Here is a 13,059-nt window from a genome sequence, read left to right on the forward strand (position 1 = left end):
GCCCGGCAGTTTGTTCACTGCCGCCGCTGGCTCTATCGGGCTTAAGGTTATGCCCGATTTTGTGAAAGGAATATGAAAAAGTAGTCGGCGATTCGTTTATCTAAAGTTCATTAAGCCACTGTTCAGACTTCTGCCTTTTATTGATTTTTTTACAGGAAAAGTCTTACGGAATTAATCGGCTTATATTAAAAACATTACATTTTAAAGTTGTTGTGTTGAACAGTTTTTACTCAAGGCATTTCGTTTGATTGACTTACCCCTTACACCGACAGAACCGCCAAAAACCAACCCGATGTCTCTGTATCTGGCGCGCTTGGCCCCCTCCAGCCAACTGACCATGCGCTATGTTCTGCAGGACGCCGCTGACCGTCTCGGCTTCGAAGACATGAATGTCGAGGACATTCCCTGGCACGCTTTACAACCGGAAGATGTTGTTGCGTTAGTCGCAGCATTGCGCGAAGACAACTATGCGCCGAATACGTCTTCGCTTTATGTAAATGCCGTGCGCGGCGTCATGAACGAAGCCTGGCGCATGAGCCTGATTAGTCAGGATCACCTGTTAAAGATGCGTTCGGTAAAAGGTATTGCCGGCACGCGACTGTCTCAGGGCCGAAATCTAAAGCGCACGCTGATCCATGAGTTGATGGAAGTCTGCGCCGCCGACCCTCGTCCGCAAGGGCTGCGCGACGCGGCGGTGATTGCGTTGCTGTACGGCACCGGCATGCGCAAGTCAGAGTCGGTGGACCTGGATCTGAACCAGGTCGACTTCAGCGAGCGCAGCCTGACCGTGGTGGGCAAGGGCAACAAGCAACTGATCAAGTACGCCCCCGCTTGGGCGTTTGCCAAGCTCAATGCATGGCTGGAATTGCGCCGTACGCAACTCAAGGAAGGCGAGAGCGACGATGCGTTTCTGTTCAACCGCATCCGCCGTGGCAGCCATATCACCCGCGAGCGCATCACCAAACACGCGATCTATTACATCGCCCGTCAGCGTGGCACGCAGGTCGGGGTAAAAATCATGCCCCACGACTTCCGGCGCTCATTCATCACCCGCGTCATCGAAGAACATGATCTGTCGATTGCACAGAAACTAGCGCACCACAGCAATATCCAGACGACCGCCAACTACGACGTGCGTGATGACAACGAGCGGCGGCGTGCGGTGGATCGCTTCGATCTGTGATCAGGCCATCGCCAACACATGGGCCGCGCCGAGTACCGACAGATGAACCTCGCTACCGGCCGGCGGCGCGTGCATGCCGGAGCTGCGCACCAACAGTGAACGGCCAGGGCCCTGGCTGGTTTCTGCGCGTAGTTCGACCGTCAATGTGCAGGTGTTACCCGCGAACTCCCGCTCAGTGACCACCGCATGACAGCCTTTGGTGCTGGTCATGGCGTCGGACAACTGCAATTGCTCAGGGCGCAACATGATCTGTGCATGGCCGATGAAACCGTCGCTGTTGACCGGCACCGCGCCCAGCTCGCAATGGGCCCAACCGAATTCGATGCGCGCCGGCATCACGACGGCTTCACCGAGAAAATGCGCGGTCTGCTCATCGTCCGGGTATCGGTAGAGATCCATGGGATGCCCGGATTGCACCAGACGCCCTGCACGCATGACCGCCAATTGATCGGCAAACGACAGCGCCTCACCTTGGTCATGGGTGACCAGGATCGTGGTGACGCCAGCGTCTTCGAGCAGCCGCGCGACCATTTTGCGCATGGCGCTGCGCAGGCCGGTGTCGAGGGCAGAAAACGGCTCATCGAGAAGCATCAGTCGGGGCTGCTGGGCCAGTGCCCGGGCGAGTGAAACCCTTTGTTGCTGGCCGCCGGACAATTCGTGGGGCCATCGACCCGCCATGTTGGCCTCCAGCGATACGCTGTCCATCAGCTGTGCGATGCGTTCATTTCGAGCCTCACCCGTCAGCGTCAGCCCAAAGCCGATGTTGGCGGCGACGGTCATGTGCGGAAACAGTGCCCCGTCCTGCGGCACATAGCCGATCTGGCGTTGATACGCCGGCACCGCATGAGTGCTGTCTACCAGCACCTGACCGTTAAGCAACAGGCTGCCGGCATCAGGAAATTCGAATCCGGCGATCATTCGCAGCAACGTGGTTTTGCCGGAGCCGGAAGGGCCGACGATGACCGTGCGGCTGCCGGTGGGGACGGACAGACAGATGTTATCCAGCGCTTTCTGTGCGCCAAAGGATTTGCTCAGGGTAATCAGTTCGAGTGCGTTCATCGGCCAGCGGTGCGCCTGGATTGGTGATAGAGAATGGCCGTCAGCGGTAGCGATAGCAGCACCATCAACAGTGCATAAGGCGCCGCAGCGGCGTAGTCGATTTCGCTGGTCATGGCCCAGAAGCCCGTGGCCAATGTCCGCGTGCCGTTGGGAGCGAGCAGCAGGGTCGCCGTCAGTTCATTGGTGATCGCCAGAAACACCAACGCGGCACCTGCCGCTGCGCCCGGTGCGGCCAGGCGCAAGGTGATCAGCCACACGGCGCGTAACGGCGAGCGGCCGAGGCTTTGCGCGATGTTTTCCAACTCCACCGGCGCTTGGGCGAAACCGGCACGCAGGCTGACCAGCGCCCGTGGCAGGAACATCAGCAGATAGGCCAGCAGCACAGTGATGGTGGTCTGGTAGATCGGCCGGGCGAAATGGATAGTGATCGTCACCAACGCCAGCGCCACAACGATTCCTGGCAATGAACTGGTGATGTAATTGCAGCCTTCAAGCAGGCGCTGCAACCTGCCCGGTGCGCGGATCGACAGCCAGGCAATCGGAATTGCCGCCAGGCTGGTCAACAGTGCACCGGCCACGCCCAATGACAGGGTTTGCAGTAAAGCGGGCAACAACTCACCGCCTTGCCAGACCTCAACGCCGCCAGTGACGAGCCAACGCCCCAACGTCAGTAAAGGCACCCCGAGGGCGAGCAGAGCGATCACGGTTTGCAGGGTCAGCCCGAGTGCAACGGTGCCGCGGCCCAAAAGCACCGTGCGTTGTTCACGCGCACTGCCTGAACCCACGCGGGCATAACGCGCCTGACCACGGGCGGCAGATTCGACCGTCAGCATCGCCAGACAACACAACGCCAGAACCCCGGCCAGCATGTTTGCCGCCGGGCCGTTAAAGGTCGATTTGAACTGATCGAAAATAGCCGTGGTGAAGGTGTCGAAACGGATCATCGCGTAGAGGCCGTATTCGGCGAGCAAATGCAGGCCGACCAGCAAGGCACCGCCGCCAATCGCCAGGCGCAACTGCGGCAATACCACCCTGAAAAACACCGCCCACGGTTTGAGACCCAGGGATTCGGCGACGTCTTCAATGGCCGGATCCAGTCGACGCAACGTTGCCGCAATCGGCAGATAAAGAAACGGGAAATAGGGATCACCGAGACCAGCACACCGGCCGGCAGTCCGTGAATCGATGGAATCAGACTGACCCACGCATAACTGTGAACGAACGCCGGCACCGCCAGCGGCGCGACGGCCAATAAGGACCAAAAGCGCCGACCGGGCAGGTCAGTGCGCTCAGTCAGCCACGCGAGCGCGGTGCCGATCACGATGCACAGCGGCAGAGTGATCAACACCAGCAGCACCGTGTTGATCAACAACTCGGCTACCCGAGGGCGAAACACCAACGCTTCGATGGTCGCCCAACCCGTGGCCCACGACACACCGACCACAAACGCAATCGGTAGCAGCGACAACAATGAAACCCCGATCGCCAGGGCGACCACCCACGAGCCCCGACGCCCCGTCACGGCGCGGGCTCTGCACGGGCGGTGGGCACCCGTGGTCGCGGCAACTTGTGCAGGTAAGGTTTGCGGCAGCACTTACAGCAGTCCTGCCTGGGTCATCAGCTCGACGGCTTTTTGGCTGTCGAGTTTCGACGCATCGACTTTGGGCGCATCCAGATCTTTCAGCGGCGTCAGCTTGGCATTGGACGGTGCGTCTTTGCCTACGGCGTATTCAAACGAATTGCCGCTATGCAGAATTTCCTGACCTTGTTTGCCCGTGATGTAGTTGAGGAACTGCTGGGCCTCCTCCTGGTGTTTGCTGGAGGCCAGCACGCCTGCGCCGGAAATGCTCACGAATGCACCCGGATCCTGATGTTTGAAGTAATGCAGTCGGGTGTTCTTGCTGTTTTCGCCGGTTTTGGACTGATCGACGAAGCTGTAATAGTGATAGATCACGCCGCTGTCGATCTGCCCGGCGTTCACCGCTTTGAGCACGGCGCTGCTCCCACGATACACGGAGACATTGGCTTTCATGCCTTTGAGCCAATCGAGCGTGGCGGCTTCGCCTTTCTGCTCAAGCACGGCGGCGACGATCGCCTGGAAGTCGGCACCGGCAGGGGAGGCGGCCCAGCGATCTTTCCAGCCGGGTTCTGCCAGATCGAGCAGGGATTTTGGCAAGTCTTTTTCCGCGAGTTTGGCCGGGTTGTAGACGAACACCGTCGAACGCGCAGCGATACCGACCCAACGCCCGTGAGCCGGGCGGTACGCCGAATCCACTTGTTCCAGCGTTTTCGGCGCTACGGGGGCGAACAGCTTGGCGTTGTCGACCAGCACCATCGCCGGTGAGTTCTCGGTGAGGAACACGTCTGCCGGTGAGGCCGAGCCTTCCTGTACGAGCTGATTGCCCATCTCGGTGTCATCGCCATTACGAATCGTCACGGGAATACCGGTCTCTTGAGTGAATCCGGCGACCCAGGCCTTGGTCAGGCTTTCGTGCTGTGCGTTGTAGACCAGCAGGCCAACGCTATCAGCGGCGAACGTCTGGCCCGCACCGAGCAGGGCGGTGGCGAGCAACGCGCGTTTCAGAAAGGACGGAAACTGTGGATTCATGACGAGAACGCTCCTGATTTTCAGACGTTATGGGCAAGCACTCGCGCGCAGACTTCAATGCGAATGATTTGCATATGTTGGGCCGTCGGCAATGTAGAGAAACAAATGAGAAAAAAACGTCAAACGCACCGTTAATACATAGCATTTCTATTCAGATTGCCAACGGCGTCGCAGACGCACGATTGCCGTGCGTCATTCAACGTCAGGTTATTCAGGAGGGATTGGGGATGTACGCGATGCTTTGGTCTGTGCGCCCGTGGAAAAACTGCTCGCCACGCGTGGGGGTGGTGGTGACGATCTGGTGATCGGCGCTCAGGTATTGGAGCGGCAGTGGGTCGCCTTTGCGGTACTGGGCAACGATGATTGTGCGTTGCGGCTTCCAGTGCTCGCCGCTGGTGCGTTCCAGCCACGCCATCATCTGCGCCGAACTGCCGGTGCGCGGAAAATCACGGCTTTGCGGCACATAGTAGAAGGGCGCGCCACCGGTTTGCAGGTACATCGGCACTTTGTTGTCGACCTCGACCATCACCATGCGCCACTGATTGAGTGGCGCCTGCAGGCTGGCCTGCTCGCGCACGGTTTCGCCAAAGCGAATCGCACCGCCACCGCTATTGGTCCATGGATAGATGACGCCGAGCACGGCGACCAGCACGACGGTGGCCGCAGCGAATCCTCTCATCCATCCGCGCCCCTGGGTATTGCGCGCCGCCATGCGCCGGGTGATCCACCACGCACCGAGCAGTTGCGCGAAAGGTACCAGCGGCAGTACGTAGTAACTGCGCCGACTGCCACTGGCGGTGAAAAACAGCATCAGCAGGGCCAGGCCCTGGATCAGCCAGCGGGCGTCGGGTTCGATGTGGCGCCAGCGCCGCGCCGCGACCCACAGCGCAATGATCCAGCATGGCGCCCATGGCAAGGTATAAACCGGCAGATAGAGCAGATAAGTGTAAATCGGGCCCATGTTGTCGAACGGCTCGAAGAACCGCACGACGTTTTCACGCAGTACCAGGCCCAGACCGCTTTGGCTGTAATTCGGCGCGCCATAGAGGTGGGACAGCAGGAACGGCAGCATGTAAAACGCCCCGGCGATCACCAGCGCTACCGCCAGACGTCCATTCAAATGACGTTTCCAGCGGCCTTCGCTGAGCAGGTGCGGCAACAGCAGCAGGCCCGGAAGGATGAATCCGATCAGCCCCTTGAACAGCGACGTCAGCGACAGCAGCCCGAAGAAGACGACGTAACGCCAGAGCCTTGTGTCCTCCGGCCCGCGCCAATACCACCAGAACGCAGCCAGTACGCCGCACACCGTCAGGATGTCGGCGGTGGCGACCCGCGCCCAGAAAACAAAATAGAAGGTCGTGGCGAGCATCCACCCGGCGATCAATCCCGTGCCTTTGCGAAATAGCTGCTCGCCGATCAGATACACCAGCCAAACACTCAGCCATGCCGCGATGACCGAAGACAGCCGTAACGACCAGTGGCCCAAACCGCCCATCAGCCAGGCTGAAGCGGTGATCAGCCAATACGACAGCAGCGGCTTGTCGTAGTACGGATCGCCTTTGAGATACGGGTCGAAATAGTCACCGCTTTGCAGCATCTGCAAGGCGATGTTGGCCCAGCGGGTCTCCGCGCCCCAGAGTTCACGGCTGCCCAGCCCCAGCAGCAACATCAGCGCGGTGGCGGCGAGAAGGATCAGCAAGGCACGCCGATCATTGGCACTCGATGTCATGGCTGGCTCTGCGCAAAGATGAAAATTTGCAGGTTGCCCCGCTGAAAGTGCTTGCCGTCCACCGGCAACAACTCAATTTCCTGGAACTCCTGGGCGCTGTTGACCCGCATCACCACCCCCACCGAGCCTTTCTTGCGCGCTTCGGTCATCCACTGGCCGACGCCGTCGAGACTGACCTTGCGTGAGGCCATGGCCGGGTCGTCGAGGCCGTACTTGAGTTCGCCGACCGTGTTGAACAGATCCACCTGCGGTCGTTTCAAGCGCCACGCCAGGGCTGACGCCGCACCGAGGTCGTTACTCAGCAGCGAGGTGGTTTCGCTCAGCGCCTGCTGATGCTCGGCAATAAACTGATCCGGCATCTTGCTGTCGACGATCTGCGCGGGCATCGCCGCCGGCAGCAGCGCGATCAACAAGCCTATCCCCAACGCCGGCATTGCCCACAACGTCAATGGCCGCAGCACCTGCAGCGCGTTGGCGATGATCCAGCCGATCAGCACGATGTAGGCCAACGACAGGCTGAACATCTCGGTATTCTGGTAAATCTCTTTGGTGGCCTGCAGGTAGAGCAGCGCAATCAGCGCAACACTCGCCAGCACGGTATTGATCACGCCGTTCAGGCGCAGTACCCGCGCCTTTCGCTCGTCCAGCCAGTTGATCACCGTGCGCCCCATCACCAGAGCCAAAGGCAACAGGCACGGCATGATGTACGTCGGCAGTTTGCCGCTGCTCAGGCTGAAAAATGCCAGGGGCAGTAGAAACCACAGGGCAACGAAGGCGATTTTCGGGTCGTGCCTCTCGCGCCAGGTGCGGATGATGGTCGAGGGCAGGAGCACGGCCCACGGCAGGCTGCAAGCAAAAAGCAGCGGCAGGTAGAACCACCACGGACGTGCATGCTGCGCGGCGGCGCCGGAGGCAAAACGGCGGATGTGCTCATGCCAGAAGAAAAACCGCCAGAAGTCCGGTTCACGGTAATAAACGGCTAATGCCCAAGGTACGCTGACGATGGCTGCGACCAGCACCGCCACCGGGCCGTAACGCAACAGTTCGCCAAACCGGCGTTGCCAGATCATGTAGGGCAGGGCGACCAGCACCGGCAATAGCAACGCGAGAAAGCCCTTGGTCATCAGGCCCATGCCACACGCGATCCCCAACAGGGCCCAACTGCCGAGGCGGGCGCGGGGAGTGGAACTGTCGATGGCAAACCACACCGCGACCAGACTCAGGTTGACCCATAGCGTGAATTGCGGATCGAGATTGGCATAACCGGCTTGCCCGGCGATCAGGCCGAAGCTCATGTACAGCAGAGCGACGGCTGCGCTGATTCGCGGGTTATTCCACAAACGGCGCGCTATGAGATAGGCCAACCAGACGCTTGCGCCGGTACTCAGTGCCGAGGCGATCCGCACGCCGAACAGGTTGTCGCCGAAAATCGCCTGACCGATGGCGATCATCCAGTAACCGGCAATCGGTTTTTCAAAATATCGAATGCCCATGAAATGTGGTGCAACCCAGTTGCCGCTCAGCAGCATTTCCTGGCTGATCTGGCCGTAACGGGTTTCATCGGGGATCCACAAGCCGTGACTCATCAGCGGCAGCAGGTAAAACACCACGAAGGCGAGTATCAGGCCCGGGATCGCCAGGCGTTCGGCGAGGGAGGGTGCATTGTGTAGCGGTGAGTTGCGGGCAGTGTGGCGCAGTGGATTATTCTCAGACGTCATGACTGGACCTTGGGGCAGAGCAGGGTGTTTGTTTCAATAACGCACTTGGCACAATCCGAGGCGAGCGTGTTATTGGTGGATGAATGCAAGTAAGTTAAGTCCGACAGACATTTCCTGTATTCAGCGAACTTTTCTGCTTCCAGTACAAAGTTCGCCTTGCTAAGACAAGCTAAAAAAACGCGAATGTCCAGCGTTCAAATATGTACAAAATCAATTATTACAAAGTCAGGGGCAAGTCGGAGAGACTTTTATGTTCGCTGCATTCATTGACCGGTTTATTGCTGGGCGATTTTCGACCACGCGTTTTCATTCAAAATGCCCAGGACTTTAAGTTCGCCTTGGGGGGCTATGCGTACCAACAATGCACTGCCGTATTGAGCTGTCACCGCGTGGGGGTAACCGGTCTGCTTTTCAAAATCGCTGATGCAGCCGCTGTGGGTGATCAGCACCAGGTTATGACCTGCCGTCTTGTGCGCCACGACGTCATTGCGCATCGTCGGCCCACACACCTCCAGCCAGTCCTGTGTGATGGCGTCCTGGCCGAACATGGAGTGGGCGGTTTGTGCGGTACGGGTGAGCGGACTACTGAACACTTCGGCCCGCTTCATGCCCAGCCGCACGAACCCTTGTCCGACGGCAACAGCCGCGTCACGTCCTACCTGAGTAATGCCATCTGCCGGCCCCAGGCAAAGGTTGGTTGACCGGTCACACCGTTCGGTATGTCGCACCAGTGCGACAACTTCTCTAGCCTGCCAGGCTTTCATCCATTGGGCGGTGACGGTGCTCGCAGCGTTGCCCAAATCCTTTGGGGAACGCTGTGACCAGACAAAACCGCTGACCAATGCGGTGACCAGCACCAGGCCAAAAGCCGTTAGCAAGAGACGCAGACGGGAATAACGCCATTGTTTGGCAGGTCTTTTTAATTGTAATGATTCAATCAAGTTACTGCCCCTTGTGTAGATACTTGAAGTCTCGCTGGTGCAATGGAGGGATGACGATTAAACCAGCTTCACGATTGTTTACTTGAATGGAGGCTGAACATTGCGCTGATGATCATGGCGGTGTGGTGAAGAACATGTGAAAAATTTGCGAGCGCATCAGCAAACAAACTAAAACGGCTATTTGATAACCAGACTCAATTGCTGTTTTATTCGTGAAGCCCCCTTAACAAAAGTTGCCAGTACCGGTAAAGCTGCAAGCATGAACACAACCGTGCAGCGCCCTTTTTTTTGCGATTGAACTGAGCAGTCGTGGAGTCATTTCTAGCCAATGGACTTTAAGCAAAGCCTCACCAAACGGATTGTGGTCGTCTTCGCCTCGATGAGCGCCCTGGTCGCCGGTGTGTTTGCGCTAGGGATTGTCGCCACCGTGCACGTGGTCGAGCGCAATTTGACCCGTACCACGCTCGGCGGAGGGTTGCACCGGTTACTGGCGATGGATGACATCAGCCACTGGAACCATAAACCTGAAAAAAGTGAGCTGTTTTTTTTTGAGGGCGGACGAGGGGCCATGGCGCTCACCGCGCAACTGGCAGCATTGCCTTTGGGCTTTCAGGAGATCCAGTTTGACGGCGATGACTTCTACGCGATGGTGGAAGCTGTTGGCGGACGAAAATACGTACTGTTGCGGGACCAGGAAAACCTTGAGCAGCGTGAGCGCTTGCTGTTCATCGTGGTGATTGTCGGTTTCATGCTCAGCGTGTTGCTGGCCATTGGGCTGGGCCGTCTACTGGCGCGGCGGGTCATGGCCCCGGTGATCCGCCTGGCGAACCAGGTCAGGCATCGCGACCAACTCATTGAACTGGCTCCGCCTCTGCATCCGGACTATGCCGCCGACGAAGTCGGCGAACTGGCGTTGTCGTTCGATCAGACGCTGGGCCGGTTAAGGCAAACGCTGAGCCGGGAGAAACTCTTCACCAGCGACGTCAGCCACGAATTGCGCACACCGCTGATGGTGCTCGCCAGTTCCTGCGAACTGTTGCTGGCCAACCCTTCACTGGACGCGCGCTCCTCGGCGCAAGTCAACCGCATCGCCCGGGCCAGCGACGAAATGCGCCAGTTGGTCGAGACATTCTTGCTGCTGGCCCGCAAGCAACAGGAAGCCGGCACTGAATCTGCCTGCTCGCTCAGGGAGGTCGCCGATGCTTTGGTTGAAGTCTGGGGGCGGTTGATTCGTGAAAAGGGCCTGGAATTTATCTACGACGCGCAACACGCAGGAACGGCGCTCTACAACCTGACCTTTGTGCAGTCGGTCATGGGCAATCTGTTGCGCAACGCCTGGCACTACACCGATCAAGGGTTTGTCCGCCTGACCCTCCACGAAAACAGCTTTGTGGTCGAGGATAGCGGCATCGGTATCCCCGAGGAGCAACACCATGCGATGTTCCAGCCATTCGTGCGCGGCGATGAGCAACGCGGGGAGGGCCTCGGCTTGGGGCTTTCACTGGTGCAGAGAATCTGTAACCAGCAGCATTGGCAGGTGCAACTCACCAGCCGTGAGCCCAACGGGTGTCGTTTTACCGTGACGCTGACTCAGGAAGACGCTGGGCACCTGTGCAGATCGCCGGCGGTCTGACTGATCAGGGCAGCCAGACGTTTGACGTTGTTCTGCTGGGCCGAGACCAGTTCATCGATACTGGGGCCTGACGGCGTTTGCAGCGTGGAACGGCAGGTCAACAGGCCGTTGTCGGTATCGCCGAGCGGCCGCAGTCGCCATGTTGCATCGATCAACGCGTACTGGCCGGGAATCGAGTCGAAGCGTTGTACATCGATACGCACCGAGACAGTGCCCCGCCCGCTGATGTTGCTCAGTTGGTCGGTCAAGGCACTGCGCAACTCATCCGCCAGACTCGCGCCCCACCAGTGGGTTTCCAGAATCGCCAGGCCGCTGCTGCCCTCGCGGACGACAATTTGCGGACGATCCACCTGGGGCGGCACGGTGATCCCTTCAATCGGGATTTGTGTGCCCGCCCGGTGACTACCGGGTTGCACCGGCGTCAGGGTGTGAAAGCTGATCGGGTCGCTGCGGCAAGCACCCAGCAACATGAACGCAGCGAGCACGGTGATCTTCAGCGGTAAAGCCATGGGTTAGCTCCTGTGCTCAATTGCGTGGCGGTCCTTTCAGGTCCAGTGGCGCGGCGTTGTCGGGGCGCCCGCGAATCAGCGATTCCGGGTGACGGCCCAGATAATCCGACAGCTCACGCAAGGAGCGCGACATGCGTGCGAGTTCATCGAGGGTCTGGTTGAGTTTTTCGCGCTGCGGCGAATCTTCGGCCAGGGTCGAGTTGGCGGACTGCAAGGTTTTACTGACGTCGGCGAGGGTGGTCTGCACGCCCGGCAGGGTCTTGGCGTTGAACTGGGTCAGACCTTTGCGCAGTTCGACCAGATTGCTGTCCAGGTTGCTGGCGATGCTGCCGACCGGGAGTTTGTTGAGCTTGTCGATCATGGCTTCGAGTTTGACCTGTAGCTGTTCGAGGCTGCCGGGAACCGTCGGAATCACCACTGGGCGCTGCGTCGGGTCAAACGCGACTTTTTCGGCTTTCGGGAAGAAGTCCAGGGCGATGTACAACTGTCCGGTCAGCAGGTTGCCGCTGCGGGCTTGCGCACGCAAGCCCTTGTCGATGAAGGTGCCGATCAGGCGTATGCCGGCAGCTTCGTCGTCGGGGTTGTGCTTGAAGGTCTTGAGCATTTTTCCGTAGGCCAGACCGAGGCGCTGCGGGTATATGACAATGCCGACATTCAGCGGGAAGCTGCTTTTGTTCGCGTCGAAATCCAGATTGATCGCCACCACCCGGCCGATCTCTATGCCGAGGAACTCCACCGGAGCGCCGACCTTGAGCCCGCGCAAGGACTGGTCGAAACGCAAGCTCAGGTATTGCGCTTTGCCGCTGGGTGGGGCGAGGGCGGTTTGCTGGTCTTCGAACAGTTCGAAGTGTTTGTCATCGGCCGCAGCAACGTCATTGGGGCTGTAGTCCGGCGCCCGAAAGGCAATACCACCGACCAGCATCGACGACAACGATTCGGTCTTTAACTGAAAGCCGTTGGCGCCGACGCTGACGTCAATACCGCTCGCGTTCCAGAAACGGGTGTTTTCGGTGACAAAAGCATCGTTGGGCGCATGAATGAACACTTCAATGTCCACGCCCTTGCCGTCAGATGCCAGTGCGTAGCTGACGACCTGACCGACCGGGATCTTGCGGTAGTAGATCGGCGAGCCGATGTCCAGCGAACCGAGATCCGGGGCGTGCAACATGAAGCGCTTGCCGGGTTCGCCATAGGTGATCGGTGGTGGGTTTTCCAGACCTTTGAAGTGTTTGGCTCGGGTGTTGGACTGGCCGATATCGGCACCAATGTAGTCGCCGGAAAGCAGGGTATCGATACCCGACACACCGCCGGCCCCAATACGCGGGCGCACCACCCAGAACTGAGAGTCTTCGCGGGTGAAGGATTCGGCACGCTTGGCCAGTTTGATGGTGGCGTTGACGCTTTTCTGGTCATCGCTCAGTTCGACATCGGTCACCTGACCGATTACCACGTTGCGGTATTTGACCTCGGTCTTGTTGGCCACCAGGCCGCTGCCGGTCTTGAAGTTGACGGCGATGGTCGGCCCTTCCTGCAGAAGGTTGTGCACCACCAGCGAAATCCCCACCAGCACCGCAACGATTGGCACGATCCAGACCAATGACACACTGAAGCGTCGGGTCTTTATCGGCGCCTGGCCTGGTGCTCGCGGCTCGTCGGTGGCTGACGACTTCATCCGTGTC

9 protein-coding genes and 1 pseudogene are annotated in these 13,059 nt (G+C 59.1%); 2 read left to right on the top strand and 8 right to left on the bottom strand.

Annotated elements, in window-relative coordinates:
- The first annotated feature begins 292 nt into the window (after positions 1 to 292).
- Positions 293 to 1,183 carry a site-specific integrase gene (locus AACY50_RS13520; RefSeq protein WP_339465112.1) on the top strand — a complete coding sequence of 297 codons (891 nt, stop codon included), beginning with the start codon at positions 293 to 295 and terminating at the stop codon, positions 1,181 to 1,183.
- On the opposite strand, the gene AACY50_RS13525 is transcribed toward AACY50_RS13520, so the two are convergent.
- The 6 genes and pseudogenes from AACY50_RS13525 to AACY50_RS13550 all read right to left on the bottom strand — a co-directional run bounded on the left by AACY50_RS13525 (position 1,184) and on the right by AACY50_RS13550 (position 9,238).
- Complete coding sequence (locus tag AACY50_RS13525) at positions 1,184 to 2,242, bottom strand: ABC transporter ATP-binding protein (protein WP_339538677.1); 1,059 nt, start codon at positions 2,240 to 2,242, stop codon at positions 1,184 to 1,186.
- Positions 2,239 to 3,764 (bottom strand): annotated as a pseudogene (locus AACY50_RS13530) (ABC transporter permease). The gene AACY50_RS13525 and the pseudogene AACY50_RS13530 overlap by 4 nt, the downstream one beginning before the upstream one ends.
- Before the next feature lie 72 nt (positions 3,765 to 3,836).
- Positions 3,837 to 4,850, bottom strand: a complete 1,014-nt coding sequence (locus AACY50_RS13535; RefSeq protein ID WP_339538678.1) for an iron ABC transporter substrate-binding protein — start codon at positions 4,848 to 4,850, stop codon at positions 3,837 to 3,839.
- 211 nt (positions 4,851 to 5,061) lie between these two features.
- Positions 5,062 to 6,579 (bottom strand): ArnT family glycosyltransferase, encoded by a 1,518-nt coding sequence (locus tag AACY50_RS13540; protein WP_339465069.1) that lies wholly within the window; start codon positions 6,577 to 6,579, stop codon positions 5,062 to 5,064.
- On the bottom strand, positions 6,576 to 8,297 hold the full coding sequence (gene arnT / locus AACY50_RS13545) for a lipid IV(A) 4-amino-4-deoxy-L-arabinosyltransferase (protein WP_339538679.1): 1,722 nt from the start codon (positions 8,295 to 8,297) through the stop codon (positions 6,576 to 6,578). The genes AACY50_RS13540 and arnT overlap by 4 nt, the downstream gene beginning before the upstream one ends.
- Positions 8,298 to 8,572: 275 nt before the next feature.
- Positions 8,573 to 9,238, bottom strand: a complete 666-nt coding sequence (locus tag AACY50_RS13550) for a histidine phosphatase family protein (RefSeq protein ID WP_339538680.1) — start codon at positions 9,236 to 9,238, stop codon at positions 8,573 to 8,575.
- Between the two features lie 328 nt (positions 9,239 to 9,566).
- Here AACY50_RS13550 and AACY50_RS13555 point away from each other — a divergent pair, with 328 nt between their 5' ends.
- On the top strand, positions 9,567 to 10,871 hold the full coding sequence (locus tag AACY50_RS13555) for a sensor histidine kinase (protein WP_339465066.1): 1,305 nt from the start codon (positions 9,567 to 9,569) through the stop codon (positions 10,869 to 10,871).
- On the opposite strand, the gene AACY50_RS13560 is transcribed toward AACY50_RS13555, so the two are convergent.
- Both AACY50_RS13560 and AACY50_RS13565 read right to left on the bottom strand, forming a co-directional pair.
- The gene (locus AACY50_RS13560) at positions 10,829 to 11,380 is read right to left on the bottom strand and encodes a PqiC family protein (RefSeq protein ID WP_339494357.1); all 552 of its coding nucleotides are present in this window, start codon (positions 11,378 to 11,380) and stop codon (positions 10,829 to 10,831) included. The two genes, AACY50_RS13555 and AACY50_RS13560, sit on opposite strands and share 43 nt — an antisense overlap.
- Positions 11,381 to 11,396: 16 nt before the next feature.
- Positions 11,397 to 13,052 carry a PqiB family protein gene (locus AACY50_RS13565; RefSeq protein WP_339465064.1) on the bottom strand — a complete coding sequence of 552 codons (1,656 nt, stop codon included), beginning with the start codon at positions 13,050 to 13,052 and terminating at the stop codon, positions 11,397 to 11,399.
- Between the last annotated feature and the right edge of the window lie 7 nt (positions 13,053 to 13,059).

The organism is Pseudomonas sp. RA_15y_Pfl2_54, from assembly GCF_963971015.1.
Classification (GTDB): domain Bacteria; phylum Pseudomonadota; class Gammaproteobacteria; order Pseudomonadales; family Pseudomonadaceae; genus Aquipseudomonas; species Aquipseudomonas baetica_A.

Bases quoted from the DNA above. Each gene is read 5' to 3' on its own strand.
- AACY50_RS13520 (WP_339465112.1), top strand. From the start codon at position 293: ATGTCTCTGTATCTGGCGCGCTTGGCCCCCTCCAGCCAACTGACCATG.
- AACY50_RS13525 (WP_339538677.1), bottom strand. From the start codon at position 2,242: ATGAACGCACTCGAACTGATTACCCTGAGCAAATCCTTTGGCGCACAG.
- AACY50_RS13535 (WP_339538678.1), bottom strand. From the start codon at position 4,850: ATGAATCCACAGTTTCCGTCCTTTCTGAAACGCGCGTTGCTCGCCACC.
- AACY50_RS13540 (WP_339465069.1), bottom strand. From the start codon at position 6,579: ATGACATCGAGTGCCAATGATCGGCGTGCCTTGCTGATCCTTCTCGCC.
- arnT (WP_339538679.1), bottom strand. From the start codon at position 8,297: ATGACGTCTGAGAATAATCCACTGCGCCACACTGCCCGCAACTCACCG.
- AACY50_RS13555 (WP_339465066.1), top strand. From the start codon at position 9,567: ATGGACTTTAAGCAAAGCCTCACCAAACGGATTGTGGTCGTCTTCGCC.
- AACY50_RS13560 (WP_339494357.1), bottom strand. From the start codon at position 11,380: ATGGCTTTACCGCTGAAGATCACCGTGCTCGCTGCGTTCATGTTGCTG.
- AACY50_RS13565 (WP_339465064.1), bottom strand. From the start codon at position 13,052: ATGAAGTCGTCAGCCACCGACGAGCCGCGAGCACCAGGCCAGGCGCCG.